Source organism: Shumkonia mesophila (assembly GCF_026163695.1).
Lineage (GTDB): Bacteria > Pseudomonadota > Alphaproteobacteria > Rhodospirillales > Shumkoniaceae > Shumkonia > Shumkonia mesophila.
Genome location: NZ_JAOTID010000002.1, coordinates 344525 through 363915 on the forward strand (window position 1 = coordinate 344525; position 19391 = coordinate 363915).

The 19391-nt window shown below is 70.2% G+C and carries 3 protein-coding genes (1 of these 3 cut by a window edge); all 3 read left to right on the forward strand.

Features of this window, described 5'->3' with window-relative positions:
• A protein-coding gene (locus tag ODR01_RS05065; RefSeq protein WP_316976521.1) for a non-ribosomal peptide synthetase crosses the window boundary here: on the forward strand, positions 1 to 17937 show its 3' portion. 1704 nt of this gene lie to the left of the window's left edge; only the last 17937 of its 19641 coding nucleotides appear in the window; the start codon falls outside the window, past its left edge; its stop codon occupies positions 17935 to 17937.
• Positions 17934 to 18929: an acyltransferase domain-containing protein gene (locus ODR01_RS05070; protein WP_316976522.1), complete on the forward strand. Its 996-nt coding sequence runs from the start codon at positions 17934 to 17936 to the stop codon at positions 18927 to 18929. The genes ODR01_RS05065 and ODR01_RS05070 overlap by 4 nt, the downstream gene beginning before the upstream one ends.
• Before the next feature lie 206 nt (positions 18930 to 19135).
• On the forward strand, positions 19136 to 19390 hold the full coding sequence (locus ODR01_RS05075; protein WP_316976523.1) for an acyl carrier protein: 255 nt from the start codon (positions 19136 to 19138) through the stop codon (positions 19388 to 19390).
• The last annotated feature ends 1 nt before the right edge of the window (position 19391 follow it).

Below are 19391 nucleotides of genomic sequence, written 5' to 3' on the forward strand. Positions count from 1 at the left end.
ATCGATCTGGCCGGCAGCCCGTTCTTCCTGCTGAACGAGGCGCGGCCGTGGGTCCGGCCGGTCGTCGACGGCATCGAAGCGCCCCGGCGCGCCGGGCTCAGCTCGTTCGGGGCCGGCGGCACCAACGTCCATGTGGTGATCGAGGAGTATCGTGCTCCCGCCGGCCCTTTCCCCGTACCCGGCCCGCGCCCGCTGGTGGTGCCGGTCTCGGCCCGCACCGAAGACGGGTTGCGCCAGGCGGTGGCCGATCTGCGCTCCCGGGTCGACGGAGCCGATCTGGACGATCTCGCCTTCACCCTGCAGGTTGGCCGCGACGCCCGGCGTACCCGCGTCGCCTTCGTCGTTCACGATGGTGCCGAACTGGTGCGGCAGATGGATGGCTTCCTCGCTGGTGGTGGCGCGGCCTTCGCCCATGGCGTGGCCAAGCAGTGCCGTGGAGATGGCCCGGCAGTCGACCCGGCCGGGCGGCCGGCGACCGAGATCGCCGCCTACTGGGCGACCGGCGGGACCGTGGACTGGGGCCGGCTGTATGCCAAGACCCGCCGTCATCGTCTGGCTTTGCCGACCACTCCCTTCATCCGCAAGCGGTTCTGGCTGCCCACCTCGGCGGCAACCGCCGCCCGTGTGGCCCCGCAGGGCTTCACGCTCCGTCCAGGCGGCCCCGATCGTTACCTGGTTGAGCTCAAGGGCGATGAGTTCTTTTTGGCCGACCATCGCTTGGGCGATCAGCCGGTGTTGCCCGGCGTCGCCTATCTGGAGTTGGCCCGCGCCGTCGCCGCCCGCGCCGGCCTGAATGTCACGGCCCTGCGCAATGTGGTGTGGATTCAGCCGATGATGGTCGCGGCGCCGCTGAGCGTCGAGGTGACGCTGAACCGCGACGCCAGCGGCGTCGTCCGGCAGATCGAAATCGCCAGCCTACCCGCCGATGGTCCCCGGCGCCTTCACGCCCAGCTCCGCCTTGCCGACACCCCGGCGTCACCCGGGCCGGCGGCCGACGTCGCGGCCTTGCGGGCGGCCCATACGCAAGCCTTCTCGGCCGAACAGGTGTATGCCGCCTTCGGCGCCATGGGGCTGAATTACGGCCCGGCGCATCGCGCCATTACCCATTTGTCCACCGGCAGCGACACCCAGGGACGCCCCCAGGTCTTGGCCCATCTGGCCCTGCCGGCCACCGTGGCGGACACGCTGAACGCCTATCCCCTGCATCCCAGTTTGATGGACGGCGCGTTCCAGGCCGCCATCGGCGTCACCCTGAACGCCGGCGGCGGGACTTCGGAAGGCGCCGCCCTTCCCTTCTCCGTGGACTTGATCGAAGTGCTCGGCCCATGCGTGCCGGATATGTGGGTGCATGTCCGCGCCGCCGCCCAGGCCGAGGCGGCGCCGCGCGTGCGTACCCTCGATATGGATTTGATGGACACGGTGGGACAGGTGCGGGTGCGCCTGCGCGGCTTCGCCACCCGTCTGCCGGCGACGGACCATTCTTCGGTGCAGATGTTCGCTCCTCATTGGCATCGACCGGCGACGGGATCGGTTGCCACTACCGCCGTCCGGATGGCGTTGCTGTGCGACGGCGTGGCCGATCCGGCGGCGCTGGCGCCCCATCTTCCGGGTTGGAGTTGCCGCATTGCGGGAGGCGACAAAGCGCTCCCGCTGGAGGAGCGGTTCCGGCTGCTGGCGCATCGGCTTCTGGCGGAACTGCAAGCGGCGTCCTCTCTGACACTGATCCAACTGGTGCTGGCCGACGGCCCCGATTGCGAGGCATTGGCTGGGATGGTGGGCATGCTGTGCAGCGCCGGGCTGGAGCGGCCCGCCTTGGCCGGGCAGGTTGTCATCGTCCCTCCGGGAATGGCGCCCACGGCCCTGGCGGCGATCCTGACGCAAGCCGCTGCCGCCCCGGCCGGAGCCAAACTGCGGGTCGAGGATGGCGCCTTGTGGCAGGAGGGCTTCGCGCCCGTTGCCGTTGTCCCCCATCCGGCGCCCTGGCAGGACGGCAAGGTCTACCTGATCACCGGCGGGTTGGGCGGGCTGGGCCGGCTGCTTACCCTCGCCATTCGCGCCTCGGCCCCGGGGGCGGTCGTCGTCCTTGCCGGCCGTTCGCCGTTGACCGCCGAAGCCCGGGCGTGGCTGGACGGCCAGGGTACCGTCGAATACGAGGCGTGCGACCTGGCCGACGCGGTGGCCACGGCCGCGCTGGTGGCCGGGATCCGTCGCCGTCATGGCCGCCTCGACGGGGTGATCCATGCCGCCGGAGTGACGAGAGACAGCCTCCTGGCCGAAAAGACGTCCGGGCAATTGACGGCGGTGCTGGCCCCCAAGGTGGCCGGCGCGCTCAATCTGGACCGCGCCATCGGTGCCGTGCCGCTCGATTTCTTCGTGCTGTTCTCGTCGCTGTCTGCCGCGCTCGGCAATACGGGCCAGACCGACTACGCCGCCGCCAACGGATTCCTCGACGGCTTCGCCGCCGCACGCGAAGTCCGCCGCCGCGCCGGATTGGTCGAAGGGCGAACCGTATCCATCGCCTGGCCGCTATGGGCCGAAGGCGGCATGACCCTGGATGCGGCAAGCCAGGCCCTGATGACCCGCGTCACCGGCCTGGTGCCGCTGCAAACCGCCGATGGGCTGGCCGCGCTTTACAGTGCCTTGAACGGCGACGCGCCGCGCCTGCTGGTGGCAGCAGGCGACCCCGAGAAGGTGCGCCGCCGCGTGATGGCGGAGCCGGCCATGGCGCCGGTTGAGGCGGCACCCGTCGCCGCCACCTCGTCCGGCTTGAACGAACAGATCCTGGCGGCGCTGACGGCCGCTGCCGCGCAACAGCTCAAGGTGGCGGTGAACGATCTGGCGGCCGACACGGAATTAGCCGAATACGGCTTCGATTCCATTGGCTTCACGCAGTTTGCTAATGTTTTGAACGAGCGGTTCGATCTTGATCTGACGCCGACGGTGTTCTTCGAGCATCCGACGCTTGAAGAACTGGCCGGACACCTGGGCGCCGCTCACGGCGCCGCCCTGGCCGCCCGCCTGGGGGTGACAGCCGTATCGCAGCCCGCGCCGGTCACTGCCCCGCCGATGCCCGCTCCGGCCGTTGTGGCGCCCGTCCCCGCCCCGGCGCCGATGGCGAGGCCCATGGCGCCAGCCCTCGAAGACGCCATCGCCATCACCGGCATGAGCGGCATCTTCCCCCTGGCCGAGGATCTGGACGCCTTCTGGCGCAATCTGGAGCAGGGTCGCGACTGCATCCGCGAAATCCCCGCCGACCGCTGGGATTGGCGGGCCATCTGGGGCGATCCGCAGACCGAACCCGGGCGCTGCAATGTCCGCTGGGGCGGCTTCATCGATGAAATGGCCCGTTTCGACCCCGGCTTCTTCGGCCTGTCCGCCCCCGAGGCGCGGATGATGGACCCGCAACAGCGCCTCCTGCTGACCCAGGCGTGGCGGCTGATGGAAGATGCCGGCTATGCCCCGCGCAGCCTGGCGGGCTCGTCGACCGGCGTCTTCATCGGCATCGCCGACAGCGCCTACGGCCGAGTGATCAAGCAGTCGGGAACGCCCATCGAAGGCTACGCCATGACCGGCCTGGCGCCGTCGCTGGGCCCCAACCGCATCAGCTTTCATTTCGACCTGCATGGTCCCAGCGTGGCGGTCGAAACCGCCTGTTCCAGCGCCCTGGTCGCCGTCCATCGGGCGGTGGAGGCGATCCGCCTCGGCCATTGCGAGGCGGCCATTGCCGGTGGGGTCAGCGCGCTGTTGCTGGCCGACACTTTCGTTGGCTTGAACAAGGCCGGGATGCTGTCGCCCGACGGCCGCTGCAAACCGTTCTCGGCCGCCGCCAATGGCTACGCGCGCGCCGAAGGGCTCGGGCTGGTGTTCCTGAAGAACCTCGCCGCCGCCCGCCGCGATGGTGACCGCATCATCGCGGTGATCCGCGCCAGCGGCGAGAACCACGGCGGCCGTTCCAGCTCGCTGACCGCGCCTAATCCCAAGGCCCAGGCCGACCTGTTGCGCACCATCTATGGACGCGCCGGCTTCGATCCGCGCACGGTGAGCTACATCGAGGCCCATGGCACCGGCACGCCGCTGGGCGACCCCATCGAGGTCGAGGCCCTGACGAGCGCGTTCGCCGACCTGACCCGTTCCGCCGAAGAGAGGTACGGCCCGGCGCCGGCCATGCGGTGCGGCATCGGCTCGGTGAAATCCAACGTCGGCCATCTGGAAATTGCCGCCGGCATCGCCGGCCTGATCAAGGTGTTGTTGCAGATGCAACACGGCACCTTGGCCAAGACCCTGCATTGCGACCAATTGAATCCGTACCTGAAACTGACGGGCAGCCCGTTCGAGGTGATCCGCGAAGGCCGGCCGTGGACCCGGCCGCTGGACGGCGCCGGCAACCCGCTGCCCCGCCGGGCCGGCGTCAGCAGCTACGGCTTCGGCGGCGCCAACGCCCATGTGGTGGTCGAGGAATACCTGCCCGATCCCGCTCCGGCGGCGCCGGCCGCCACCGGTCCATTCCTGATGGCGCTGTCGGCGCATTCGTCCGACGCGCTGATCCAGATGGCGCGGAACCTGCGCGCCTTCATCGCCGAGGAACGCGAAGGCGTCACCCTGGCCGACATCGCCTTCACGCTTCAGACGGCGCGCGACGCCATGGAGCATCGGCTGGCCTTCGCCGCCGCCACGCGCCAAGAGGCGATCGTCAGGCTCGATGCCTTCGTCGCCGGCACCCTTGACCCCGCCCTTCATCAGGGCCGGGTCAAGACCCATCGCGCCGCCATCTCGGTGCTGGAAAGCGACGGCGAACTGCGCCGCGCCGTCGCCGGGCTGGCCTTGCGCGGACGCGCCGACGGCCTGTTGGAACTGTGGGCGAAGGGCTTCGCCGTGGATTGGACGGCGCTCTATGGCGCCGCCCGGCCGCGTCGCGTCGCCCTGCCCGGCTATCCCCTCGCCGCCACCCGCTTCTGGGTCAAGCGCGCCGAGCCCGCGCCCACCGCCTTGGCGCCCGCCGCGCCGGAGGTCCCCGAACCGCCGCCCGAGCCCGTGTTCCACAGCGCAATTGAGGAACCGGCGACCCCGGCGGCCGATACCTTGACGATGCTGACGGCCATCGCGGCGCGCGTGCTGGAGGTCGATCCCTCGGCACTCGACCCCGAGGCGGAACTGGGCGAGTTCGGGTTCGATTCCATCACCATGACCGGCTTCGCCACCAAGGTGAACGACGGACTGAACCTGTCGCTGACCCCCGCCGACTTCTTCGAGTTCGCCACTTTGTCCCGGCTGGCCGGCCACATCGGCAACGGCGCAACCCCGCCGCCGCCCGAGCCAAGACCTGTGGCCATGCCCGTTCCGGTAGCGCAGGCCGATGCGCCACGGACGGTGGACCCGGCCGCCTATGCGCTGACGATGCTGACGGCCATTGCCGCCCGCGTGCTGGAGGTCGATCCCTCGGCGCTCGATCCCGAGGCGGAGCTGGGCGAGTTCGGGTTCGATTCCATCACCATGACCGGCTTCGCCACCAAAGTGAACGCCGAGCTGAACCTGTCCTTGACCCCCGCCGACTTCTTCGAGTTCGCCACCCTGTCCCGGCTGGCCGGCCACATCGCCGGCAGCGTGACGCCAGCCGCCCCGCTTCCGCCCGCGCCGAGGCAGGAAGCCCCAGTCCCCGCCGCTCTGGTCCGGGCGACCGCTCCCGCCCACGTCACCGCCGCGGCGTCGACCGCGCTTGACGATCCGGTCGCTATCGTCGGCTACAGCTGCCGGTTCCCCGGAGCCCTCGACGGCGACGCCTTCTGGGACAACCTGCGCGCGGGGCGCGACTGCATCACCCGCATTCCCGCCGATCGCTGGGACTGGCAGGCCTTCGACGGCGACCCCAAAACCGAACAGGGCAAGACCAACATCCATTGGGGCGGCTTCATCGACGGGGTGTTCGAGTTCGATTCCCTGTTCTTCGGCATATCCCCGCGCGAAGCCAAGCTGATGGACCCGCAGCAGCGCCTGCTGATGATGCATGCGTGGAAGGCCATCGAGGATTCCGGCCATGACCCGCGTAGCCTGGCGGGGCGCCAAGTCGGCCTGTTCGTCGGCACCACCATCAGCGGATATCACGAAATCCCCGGCGGCGATGCGGGGGCCGAAGGGTATGCGGCCACCGGCGCAGTGCCGTCGGTGGGTCCGAACAGGATCAGCTACTTCCTCGATTGGCATGGCCCGAGCGAGCCGGTGGAAACCGCCTGCTCCAGTTCCCTGGTCGCGCTCCACCGGGCGATCCTGTCGATGCGGGCCGGCGACTGCGACATGGCGCTGGCCGGCGGCGTCAACACCATCGTCACCCCGGCGGCCCACATCGCCTACGCCAAGGCGGGGATGCTGTCGCCCGACGGCCGCTGCAAGACCTTCTCGCCTGAGGCCAACGGCTACGTGCGCGGCGAGGGCGTGGGCATGGTTGTGCTGAAGCGCCTGTCCGAGGCCCGGCGCGACGGCGACCCCATCCTGGCCATCGTGCGCTCCAGCGCCGTCAACCACGGCGGCCGCGCCAATTCGCTGACCGCCCCCAACACCGCCGCCCAGGCCGACCTGCTGCGCGAGGCCCAGGTGCGCGCCGGCATCCACCCCAGCACCATCGGCTATGTGGAAACCCACGGCACCGGCACGGCGCTCGGCGATCCGGTGGAGATCAACGCGCTCAAGGCCGCCTTCCGCGCCGCCCCCGCCGGGGCCGAGGAACTGAGCGGCGTCGGCTGTGGCCTCGGGTCGGTGAAGTCCAACATCGGCCATCTCGAACTGGCCGCCGGCGCGGCGGGGATCATCAAGGTACTGTTGCAGATGCAGCACCGCACCCTGGCGCCCAGCCTGCATTGCGCCGAGATCAACCCCTACATCGACCTGTCGGACAGCCCGTTTCGCATCATCCGCGAAACCCAGCCATGGCAGCCGGTGCGCGATGCCGCCGGACGGCCCTTGCCGCTTCGGGCGGGCGTCAGCAGCTTCGGCTTCGGCGGCGTCAACGCCCACGTCATCCTGGAGGAATGGCCCGCCGCAGGGGCGCCGGCACCGCACGGCGGTCCGGTGATCGCCGTGTTGTCGGCCCGCGACGACGACAGGCTCAGGGACCAGGCGCGCGCCCTGTCGACCTTCATCGCCGGCGGCCGGCTGGCCGAGGCAGACTTACCCAATCTGGCCTACACCCTTCAGGTCGGCCGCGACGCCATGAAGCACCGTCTGGCGACGGTGGTGACTTCGTTGGCGCAGTTGCGCGCCCGCCTGGACTGCTTCCTGGCGGGCGACGCGACCGGCATCGCCACCGGCAAGCTGGATGCCGGGCACAAGGCGTCGGGCCCCGCCGTAGATCCTCATGCGACGCCGGACGTCATCGCCGCTCGCTGGGTGGCTGGCGACACGGTGGAGTGGTCCCGCCTGTACGCCTCGCCCCGGCGTCGGCTGCGGCTGCCGACCTATCCATTCGCCCGCGATGTCCACCACGTCAACGCGGCGTTCGCCGGATCGGCGCCCGGCGTCACGGCCGCGGCGACGGCCGATTACACCGTCCACCTCGAAGCCGAGGCGTTCTACCTTAGCGACCACCGGGTGCGCGGCGCCCGTATCCTTCCCGGCGCCATGGGGCTGGAACTGGCGCGCGCGGCCTTTGCCGCCGGCTGCCCCTTCGCGCCGGTAGCCCTCAGCCGGGTCGTCTGGCAGCACCCGCTGCGGCTTGACGCCGGCAGTGTATCGGTGACCATCCCGCTCGCTCCCGGCCAGAACGGCGCCAGCGTTTTCCGGCTGTTGAGCGGCGGCATCGATTCCCTCCCCCACGTGCTCGGCACCGTCGGCCCCCTGGACGATCCCGCACTTCAGCGGATCGACCTCGACGGACTGCGGCGGCGCTGCGCCAAGGGGCTGGCGACGGAACGGCTGTATGCCACCTATGCCGCCTTGGGCCTCGACTACGGCCCGGCTTTCCGGGCGATGGAGGAGGTCCGTCTCGGCGAGGGCGAGGTGCTGGCGCGGCTGCGCCTGCCGGCGGCGGCGGCCGGATCGTCGTTCTCCCTCCATCCCAGCATGGTCGATGGGGCGTTCCAGGCCGCCATCGGCTTCTTCCAGGAAAACGGCGACGGCAATGTGGCGTTGCCCTTCGGCATGGAACGGGTCGAGGTGCTGGCGCCCACCACCGACGCCATGTGGGTCCATCTGCGGAAGGTTCCCGGCGGCGCCGGCATCCACAAGCTGGACCTTGACTTGGCCGACGACGATGGACAGGTCTGCGTGCGGTTCCGTGGCTTCACCCTTCGCGTCCTCAAGCGAGCCGCCCTGGCCAAGGACCTGGAGGCCAGCACCTCCCGCCATCTGGCGGCCCTGGTGGCCCGCGAGGCGGCGATGGCGGTGGAGCAGATCGAAGCCGAGGCGGAACTGGAGGCCTACGGCATCGATTCGGTGATGATCACCCGCCTGACCGACGCGCTGGAAAGGGACTTCGGCCCCCTGCCCAAGACGCTGTTCTTCGAATACCGCACGCTTCAGGCCCTGACCGGCTATTTCCTGTCGACGCACGCGGAGGCGCTCGGCCGGCTGTTCGATGATGCCGCTCCCCAGCCACCCGCCCCGCCGGCGAGCGCCCCGGAAACCTGGCGCCAAGCCCCGACACGGCCGCCCGCGGCCGGCGCCCCCATCGCCATCATCGGCCTCGCCGGCCGCTATCCCGGCGCCGGCGACCTCGATCAGTTCTGGCGCAACCTCGAACAGGGGCGCGACTGCATCACCGAGGTGCCCAGCGACCGCTGGGACCACAGCCGCTATTACGACCCCACCCCCGGCCGGCCCGGCAAGACCAACAGCAAGTGGGGCGGCTTCCTCGACGGCGTCGACCGCTTCGATCCGCTGTTCTTCAACATTTCGCCGCGCGAGGCCGAGTACATGGACCCGCAGGAGCGCCTGTTCCTGCAATGTGCCTGGGAAACGCTGGAGGATGCCGGCTATACCCGCGCCACCATCGCGCCCGCGCGGCCGCCGCTTGATGGCGCCGACGTCGGCGTGTTCGTCGGCGTGATGTACGAGGAATACCAGCTTTACGGCGCCGAACGGACCGCAAGCGGCCAGCCGCTGGCCTTGTCGAGCAGCGCCGCCTCGATCGCCAACCGGGTGTCCTATTTCTGCGGTTTCCACGGTCCCAGCCTGGCGGTCGACAGCATGTGCTCGTCGTCGCTGTCGGCCATCCATCTGGCCTGCGACGCCCTGCGCGGCGGCTCGTGCCGGGTGGCGCTGGCCGGCGGCGTGAACCTCAGCCTGCATCCCAACAAGTACCTGGGGCTGGCCCAGGGCCGCTTCATGTCGTCCAACGGCCGCTGCGAAAGCTTCGGCCGCGGTGGTGACGGTTATGTGCCGGGCGAAGGCGTCGGCGCCGTCCTGCTGAAACCCCTGGAGCAGGCGGTAGCCGACGGCGACCGCATCCTCGGCGTCATCCGTTCCTCATCGCTGAACCACGGCGGCAAGACCAACGGCTACACCGTGCCCAACCCGGCCGCCCAGGCCGCCGTCATCGGCAAGGCGCTGGACGCCGCGGGCGTTTCGGCGCGCATGGTCAGCTATGTCGAGGCCCACGGCACCGGCACCAGCCTCGGCGATCCCATCGAGATCGCCGCGCTCGCCAAGGCCTATGGCGCCCATACCGGCGACACCGGCTTTTGCGCCATCGGCTCGGTGAAATCCAACATCGGCCATTGCGAAAGCGCGGCCGGCATGGCCGGGCTGTCCAAGGTCCTGTTGCAGTTCCGCCATCGCCGGCTGGTCCCGTCGCTGCACTCGGAAACGCTCAACCCCGGCATCGACTTCGCCTCCACGCCCTTCGTGGTGCAGCAGCGGTCGGCCGAATGGCGCCGCCCAACGGTGGACGGGCGCGAAGGGCCGCGGATCGCCGGGCTGTCCTCGTTCGGCGCCGGCGGCGCCAACGCCCATCTGATCCTCGAGGAATACGTCGCGCCACCGCCGCCCGCGACACCACCCCGGCGCCACGTCTATCCCCTGTCGGCCCGCGATCCCGAGCGGCTGCTCAAGATGGTTTCCCGTTTCCGCCGATCCCTGGACGGCCTCTGCGAGTCCGACATGGCGGCTGTCGCCCACACCCTGCAAAGCGGACGCGAGGCGTTCGAGGAACGCCTGGCGGTCGTCGCCGACGGCCGCGCCCCTTTGATGGCCGCCCTCGACAAGGTGCTGGGCGGGGCCTCCGGCGGACCCGGCATCCATCAAGGTCGGGCGGGACGCGGCAAGCCTTCCCTTTCCTCCGGCGATGCGGATGCTATGGCGGCGGCGTGGGCCGATGGCGCCAGAGTGGATTGGTCCGCCCTGCATGCCGGCCAGTCCCGGCCTCCCCGCATTGGCCTGCCGGCCTATCCGTTTGCCCGCGAACGCTTCTGGGTACCGGGCGGCGAGGCGTCGAAGCAGGCCCCGGCGGCCGTCGCGCTGCCGCTGCTGTTCGCCCCGCGCTGGCGCGACAAGGCGGCCGGCGGAGAGGCCGCCACGGGGCGGCGGCTGGTGGTATTGTGCGCGCCGCCGCCCGAGCTGGCTTCCCGGCTTGCCGACGCCCTCGCCCCGGCCGAGGTGGCAGTCTGGGAAGGCGACGACTTCATCGGCCATGCCGCGCGGCTGCTTAGGCTGTTGCAGGATCTGTTCAGGGACCGTCCGGATGCCGCCATCGTCCAGGTGGTGGTACCGCTGAGCGGTCAGGCAAACCTGCTGGAAGGCCTGGCCGGCATGCTGCGCGTCGCCCGCCAGGAGCGGCCGGGCGTGCTGTGCCAGATGGTGGCGCTGGACTATCGCGACGGCGACGTCGCCGCCCTGCTGGCGGCCGACCAGGCGGCGGCGCAGACCGACGCCGAAATCCGTCACGACAGCGGCCGGCGGCTGGTGCGGCAATGGCAGGAACTGAGCTCTCCCGCCGCCCCGTCGCCCTGGAAGGATGGCGGCGTCTATCTGATTACCGGCGGCGCCGGAGGCGTCGGCCGACATGTGTGTGCCGGCATCGCCGCCGCCGCCCGCCGCCCGTCCCTGTGGCTGGTTGGACGCTCGCCGTTGTCGGCCGAAGCGCGGCAGCGGCTCGACGCGATCGACGCCCAGGTGACCTATCGCCAGGTCGACGTGGCCGACCGCGCGGCGGTGGCCGCGCTGGTGGCCGAGATCCGGGCCACGCATGGCCGGCTGGATGGCGTCCTGCACGGGGTCGGGGTAACCCGCGACATGCTCCTGGTGCGCAAGAACGAGGCCGATCTGCGGGCAGTCATGGTGCCCAAGGTGGCCGGAGCCCTCGCTCTCGACGCCGCCACGGCCGAACTGGACCTCGACATGATGGTGCTGTTCGCCTCGGCTACGGGCGCGTTGGGAAATCCCGGACAGGCCGACTACGCCTCCGCCAACGCCTGGCTCGACGCCTTCGCCGCCCACCGCAACCGCCTGGTGGCGCTAGGCGAACGACGGGGACGCACGCTCGCCATCGACTGGCCCTATTGGCGGGACGGCGGCATGAAAATGTCCGACGAAGCCATCGCCGGCATGGACCGGTACGTGGGCGTCCGCCCGCTGGAAGACGGTCCCGCCCTCGCCGCCCTGGCAGCCGCCCTGGCCCTTAAGGACGAGGACGAAATCCTCGTGCTGGACGGCGACCACGACCGCATACGTAAGGCGTTGCAGGCGGCCACGCCCGAAGCGCCGGCACCCGCTTCGAAAACGAAGCCGGAGACGGAGAGGCCGAAGCCGACGGCCGCTCTGGTCACCGCCTGCTTCTCCGAGGTTTTGAAAATCCCCGCCGACCGCTTGGCCCCTGACGCGCCGATCGACCGCTTCGGCGTCGATTCGGTCTCGGCGATGGAGATCGTCGCCGCCCTGGAACGCCGGGTCGGCCCGCTGCCCGCGACCATCCTGTTCGAGCATCCCACCATTGCCCAGCTCGCCGACGCGCTTGCCGCCACGTACACGGCGCCTGCGGCCCAACCGGCACCGGGACCATCGGGCGTCGAGGGCGACGTCGCGGTGATCGCGGTAGCCGGGCGCTACCCCGGCGCCGACACCATCGAGGACTTCTGGACGGTGCTGGAACAGGGGCGCGACTGCGTCACCGAAGTGCCGCCGGAACGCTGGGACCCGCAGTATTCCGAGGCCAAGGGCAAGCCCGGCGCCAGCCACTGCAAATGGGGCGGATTCCTGAGCGACGTCGATGGCTTCGATGCCGAGTTCTTCGGCTATTCGCCGCGCGCCGCCGATCTGGCCGATCCGCAGGAGCGGCTGTTCCTGCAAGCCACCTGGCATCTGCTGGAGCGCGCCGGCCACACCCGCGCCAAGCTGCGCGACCATTACGGCGCCAAGGTCGGGGTGTTCGTCGGCGCCATGTACCAGCATTACGGGGCGCTGGACACCGACGCCGAGAGCAAATCGCTGCTGCTCCTGAATTCCTATTCCGGCATCGCCAATCGGGTGTCGTTCTTCTTCGACCTGCAAGGCCCCAGCGTCGCCGTCGACAGCATGTGCTCGTCCGGATTGCAAGCGGTGCATCAGGCCTGCCAGAGCCTGCGGATGGGGGAATGCCGGCTGGCCATCGCCGGCGGCGTCAACTTGTCGCTGCTTCCGGCCAAGTACATCGGCCTCAGCCGCACCGGGCTGGTGGCCAGCCATCCCGGCAGCCGCAGCTTCGCCGAGGGCGACGGTTACCTGCCGGCCGAAGGGGTGGGGGCGGTGCTGTTGAAGCCACTGGCCGACGCGATGCGCGACGGCGATCTGGTGATCGCCGTCATCAAGGGCAGCGCGGCCAATCATGGCGGTCATTCGGCCGGCTTCGGCGTGCCGAGCGCCGAGGCCCAGGCGTGGCTGATCGAGGACAACCTGCGCAAGTCCAAAGTCGATGCCCGCACCATCGGGTATGTCGAGGCCGCAGCCAGCGGTGCCCACCTGGGCGACGCCATCGAGATACGGGCCCTGACCCGCGCCTTCCGCGCCTTCGGCGTCGAGGACGGCGCCTGTTCCATCGGCTCGGTGAAGTCCAACATGGGCCACGCCGAGGCCGCCTCGGGCATGGCCCAGCTGACCAAGGTGCTGCTCCAATTGCAGCACCGGCGGCTGGTGCCCTCGCTCAAGCCCGACCAGGCCAACCGCGCCATCGACTTCGATGCCACCCCCTTCCGCCCGCAATGGCAGGCGGCCGACTGGCCGGTGACGGTGGTGGATGGCCAGGCCTCGCCGCGACGCGCGACCGTCAGTTCGTTCGGCGCCGGCGGCTCCAACGTCCATCTGATCCTGGAGGAAGCGCCGGCCGTTCCCGCCGTGGCCGAAACCCAACGTCGCCGCCGCTTCCCGTTGTCCGCGCGCACGCCCGACCAACTGGCGGAGCTGCGCTCGCGGTTGGCCGATTTTGTTCGCCGGACTCCGGACCTGTCGCTCAGCCGGCTGTCCCACACCCTGATCCAAGGCCGCGAGGCCATGGAGCACGCTATCGAGATTATCGCCAGCAACCGCGACGATCTGATCGCCAGGCTGGAGGCCGCCCACCCCGGCGACCCGACCGACGTCCTGCCCGAACCCGGGCCGGAGGAAACCGGTCCAGCGCTGGTCCTGCCCGGCTATCCGTTCGCCCGCGAGCGCCATTGGTTGCCCCAGGCCGCAGCGGCCGACGCCACCCTCGCGCCCGCTGCGGATGCAACCGCCCTGCGCGACCTGATCGTCGGCGTCCTGGCCGGCGAACTGGGCGTGGCCGCTGACACCCTGGCGCCGACAGCCTCCTTCGCGACGCTCGGCCTCGATTCCATGATCGCCCTGCGCTTGGGCTACGCCATCGAGGAGGCCAGTGGGGTCAGCCTTGCGCGGGGCGATTTCGAGCAATATCCCACCCCCAGCCTGCTGGCCGGCCGGGTGGCGGCGTTACAGTCCACGGTCCCGGTTCGTGCCGGCCCTGCAGAGCCGGAGAACCCATCCGGACACTGGCGCGTGCCCATGACCGAGGGACAGAAGGGGCTATGGGTGGTGCAATCGCTCTATCCCCGCTCCAGCGTTTACAACGTGCCGCTGGCATTCCGCGTCAGCGACATCGATCACGAGGCCTTGGGCCGCGCTTGCCGCTGGCTGTTGGAGGCCTTTCCCGTGCTGACCGCCCGTGTGGTCGAGGACGGGCCCGAACCGTCGCTGGAGGCCTTGCCGGTGGCGCAGCCGCTGGACCGGATCGAGGTCCCCAAGGGCATGGACCCGCTGGTCTTCGCCCGCCAGCGGGCGGCGCAACCGTTCGATCTTCGTGCGGCGGCGCCATCCCGCTTCGAATTGCTGCATGGCGGCGCCCTGGGCGACAGCCAGGAAATTCTGCTGCTGACCGTTCACCACATGGTGTTCGACGGGGCCTCGGCTGCGGTGACGGCAGCGGCGTTGTGGGACGCCTATGGCCGCTTCGCGCAAGGCCGCGAAGCGCCGCCGCCCCCCGAGCAGGCCGATTTCGCCCGGTTCGCCGCCTGGGAACGCCGGTTCATGGATTCCCCGGCGGGTGAGAAGCAGCGCGCCTATTGGCGAAACCAGCTGGACGGCGAGTTGCCGGTGGTCCACCTGCCCACCGACCGCCCTGCCCAGCCGGGCGAAGCCATCGACGGCCGCAGCCTGGAGCGCGTGCTGGACGCCCCCCTCGCCCAGGCGGCGAAACGGACTGCCGCCGCACTGGGCATCACGCCGGCGTCGTTGTTGCTGGGCGTGATGGCTATCCTGCTCTACCGCCACACCGGCCAGGAAGACATGCTGATCGGGGTGCCCACCCTGCGCCGGCCCGAACGCCGGTTCGAACGCTCGGTGGGTTACTTCGTCAACATGCTGGCGCTGCGCGCGACCGTTTCCGGGGACATGGTTGCCGAGACGGTGCTGCGCGACGTCCACCGGCGGATGATCGACGGCCTGGACCACGGCGAATACCCCTTCGCCGCCATCGCCCGCAACCTCGGCCGCTCGCTTTCCGGCGAACCGCCTTATCAGGTCAGCTTCGCCTATCAGAACTTTCCCATCGATGCTTCCCTGGCACTGCCGGCGAAGGCGGGCCAAGCCACCTTCCTGCCAGAACTGAGCCAGGAGGGCGACTGTCCGTTCGGCATCGAGGTGTACGAAGACGAAGGCGTCCTGCGCCTGGTCGCGGGCTTCGACGGGGCCCGTTTCGACGACGCCACCATCGACCGCCTGCTGGACCGCTTCGCTCGGCTCGCTACGGCCATCTGCGCCCGGCCCGGCTCTCTTGTCCGCGACCTCGACATGATGGCGGCCGGTGAGCGCCGGCGTCTGCTCGGACCCTGGGCCAAGCCTCCCGCCTTGCCTCGCCGCGACGGGCTGTTGCCGCAGTGGATTGCCAGCCAGGCCAAGGACCACCCCGATGCCGTCGCGGTCGTGGCCGATCACGACAGCCTGAGCTATCGCCGGCTGGTCCGCCGCGCCAACCGCCTGGCTCGGCATCTCCGTGGGTGCGGCGTGCGCCCCGGCGACGCCGTCGCGGTTCTGCTGGATCGCTGCACCGACAGCATCGTCGCCCTGTTGGCGACGATGACCGCCGGCGCCGTCTGGATCCCGCTGGACGGCGACGCTCCGGCCCGCCGGCAATCCTCCATGCTGGCCGACAGCGGCGCCAAGGTCATCGTCACCAACGGCAGTTTGGTCGGGCGCCTGGGAGAACTGGCGGAACTGCCAGCCGTCGTCGATTTGAGCCGGGATGGCGCGGCCATCGCCAAGCGTTCCGCCGACGCCCTCAAAACCCGGCCGGCGCCGGACGACCCCGCCTATATGATCTACACGTCGGGTTCGACCGGCAGCCCCAAGGGCGTGCTGGTGTCGCACCGCGCGATCGCCGACCATGCCCACGTGGTCATCCATCATTACGGCCTCAGCGCCGACGACGTCGTCCTGCAATTCGCCCCCCACGTGGTCGACACCGCCCTGGAGCAGATTCTGCCGACGCTGGCCGCCGGGGCCCGGCTGCTGATGCGTACCGACGCCGTCTGGACCGCCGATCACCTTCGCCGCACCCTGACCGACCATCGCGTGACCGTGGCCGATTTGCCGCCAGCCTATCTGCGCGAAATCCTGCTGGCCTGGAAAGGCGTGGCCGCCTTGCCGCCGCCCTCCCTGCGCCTGTGCATCGTCGGCGGCGAGGCACTGCCTCCCGACACCGTGCGCCTGTGGCAGGAGAGCCCGCTGGCCGGTACGCGGCTGTTGAACGCCTATGGCCCGACCGAAGCGACCATCACCTGCCTGACCCACGAGGTGGACACCACCCTGCCGGTTGGGACGGTTCCCATCGGCCGTCCGTTGCCCGGCACCCGGGCCTACATCCTGGATCGCGACGGCAACCCGGTTCCCGAGGGGATCATCGGCGAACTCCATATCGGCGGGGACCGTTTGGCGCTCGGCTATCACCGCCGCCCCGACCTGACCTTGGAACGCTTTGTCGAACCGCCGTCGGGCAAGCCGGCGCCGCGGCTGTACCGGACCGGCGACATGGCGGCGTTCGTGCCTGGGGGCAAGGGAATCATCGCCTTTCATGGACGTGTCGATCACCAGGTCAAGATCCGCGGCTTCCGGGTCGAGCTGAGCGAAGTGGAGAGCGTGCTGCGCGCCTTCGGCCTGCGCGAGACGGCCGTGGTGCCCCGGGTCGACACCAGTGGCGGCCAGGTGCTCGTCGCCTATGTGGTCTCCGAATCGGAAAGCATCGACGAGGATGCCTTGCGCGCCTACGCGGCGGCCCGCCTGCCCCCCCACATGCTGCCCGCCGCCTTTGTCCGCCTGCATGCCTTGCCCTTCACCGCCGGCGGCAAGCTGGACCGCGCCGCCCTGCCCGAGGCGCGGCCCCACGGCGAGAGCGGCGACACGCCCCGCGACGAGATGGAGGAGCGCCTGCTGCGGATGTGGTCCCGGGTGCTGGGGCGCGAGCCCGCCTCCATCGGCATCCACGACGACTTCCTGGCCTGCGGCGGCCATTCCCTGCTGTGGGTCCGTCTGCTCTCCGACATCGAGCGGACCTTCCATTATCGGCCTTCGGCCCGCGACTTCCTGGCCGCCCAGACCATCGCCGAGCAGGCGCGGGTTCTGCGCCGTCAGGTGACGGACGGCGGCCCGGCCACGCCGGCCGGCCGGGACGAGGTGCTGGTGCCGCTGCGCCTGTCCGATCCTTCCGGCGCCGCGAAGCCGCCGCTGTTCCTGGCGCATGCGGCGGCGGGGACGGTTTCCTGCTATGTCGATCTGGCCCGCCGGCTCGCCACGCCGATCGCCATCTACGGCCTGCAGGCGCCGGGGGCGGACGATCCGGCCGCCGCGATCGCCGCCGCCGACCTGCCGCGGATGGCCGGCCGCTACATCCAGGCGCTACGCCAGGTTCAGCCGCACGGCCCCTATTCCCTGGGTGGCTGGTCGCTGGGCGGCGTGCTGGCCTTCGAAATGGCCCGCCAGCTGCGCCAGGGCGGCGAGGACGTCGCCCTGCTGTGCCTGATCGAAAGCTACACCCCCGCGCTGCTGCGCCGCTTCGACGCCTTGACGGAGGGCGACGGAAACGGCCATTCGCTGACCCGCGCCTTCGCCCGCGACGTTCTTGGCATCGCCGACCCGCCGCCGATTCCTGAGGGCCAGGACATGGCGGGAACCCTTCTGGCCTTGCCCGCGCTGGCCGGGCAATTCGACGCCGGCGATGCCGGCCGGCTGCGCCGCCTGCATGACCTTTACGGCGCCCACAACGCCGCGCTGCTGGCCTATGACCCGGCCCCCTGCGACGTCGGGATGACGCTGGTGCGCGCGGCCGACGTCGCGCTCGACGACGAGACCTGCGGCTGGGGTGCGCTGGCCCGGGGCGGCATGACGCTGCGCACGGTGCCCGGAGACCACCATTCCATCCTGCGTCATCCCAACCTCGAGGCGTGCGTCGCCCTTCTCGACGATGCCCTGGCCCGGCGGGACAAGCCAAAGTGACGGGCTATCCCCAGCGAGCCGCCTCCCCGCCCCTGCCCGTCCTTTTCTGCTTCGCCGGCCAGGGATCGCAATATTACGGAATGGCCGCCGATCTGATGGCGGAGGACGACGTCTTTTGCCACTGGATGCGATCGGGCGACGCCATCGTCGCCCAACGGCACGGATTTTCGATCCTGGCCGAGCTCTATGGGGAAGGCCGCCGGCCGGCCACCCCCTTCGACCGCCTGGAGGCCAGCCACCCCGCCCTGTTCCTGGTGCAATACGCGCTGGCCAAAACGCTCCTGCATCATGGCCTGCGCCCCGACATGCTGCTGGGGGCCAGCCTGGGCGAAACCGTCGCCCAGAGCGTGGCCGGCATGACGTCCTTCGAGGCGTCCCTGTGTGCGGTGGCCGACCAGCCCGCCCTGTTCCGGCGCACCTGCCCGGCCGGCGGCATGGTGGCCGTCCTGGGCTCGCCCGACCTCCACGCCCGCCGCCCCCTGCTTGCCGCGCGCAGCGAGGTGGCCGGGGTCAACGCCGATGGCCATTTCGTGCTGTCGGCCCTGGCCGCGGATCTGCCGGCCATCGAGGCCGATCTGGCGGCCTGCGAGGCTGCCTTCCAGCGCCTGCCGGTGCCGTTCGCCTTCCATTCCCGCTTCATCGATGCCGCCGAGGATGCCTGGCGCGGCGCGTTCGGCCAGCAGCGGCGGGAAGCGGCCTTCTGGCCGGTGTGGTCCTGTTGCACCGGCGGCGTCATCGGACCGGCGACGCCCGATCTTTCGTGGCGCATCGTCCGCCAGCGGATGAACGTCCAGCAGACCCTGCTGACGCTGGAGAAGCAGGGCGGCGCCATCTATGTCGACCTCAGTCCGTCGGGCACCCTGGCGGCGGTGTTTCGCCAGAGCCTCGGCGCCACCTCGCCGTCGCGGCTGCTGTCGGTGGTCTCGCCCTTCGGCGACAACGTCGAGCGCCTGCGCAAGACCGTCGCGGCGCTGGGCCATTGCCATGCTTGATGTCTTGGGCAATTTACGGCCGCGCGGAATCACCGCTTTATGGGTCGTCATTCCCGCGAAAGCGGGAATCCAGGGCAACCGCTCCGTCACTCGCCCTGGACCCCCGCCTGCGCGGGGGTGACGAAGAAGAATAGCCCGTCGCCCTGGCCCAACTTTGGTATAAATGCTACCCATTCATTTCAGCGATTTTCGAGCCCGTGAGCCGCATGGATAAAATACGCGCCTTCATCGAAGACCAGTTCCTGGTGGAGTTCGACGAGAGCTTTCCCGAGGGCACCAACCTGTTCAAGGAAGGGGTGATGGATTCCTTCGGATACGTGCAATTGTGCCGGTTCCTGGAAAAGGAATTCGCCATCGCCTTCACCGAGGCCGAAATGACCGGCAACGTCCTGGTCAGCCTGACCCAGATCAGGGAAACCGTGGCGCAGAAGGTGGCCCGGCGCGGCGAGGAACCCGCCTAGG

What these genes read in the sequence shown, in the direction of transcription:
- ODR01_RS05075 (WP_316976523.1), top strand. Translation starts at nt 19,136, where the DNA reads ATGGATAAAATACGCGCCTTCATCGAAGACCAGTTCCTGGTGGAGTTC.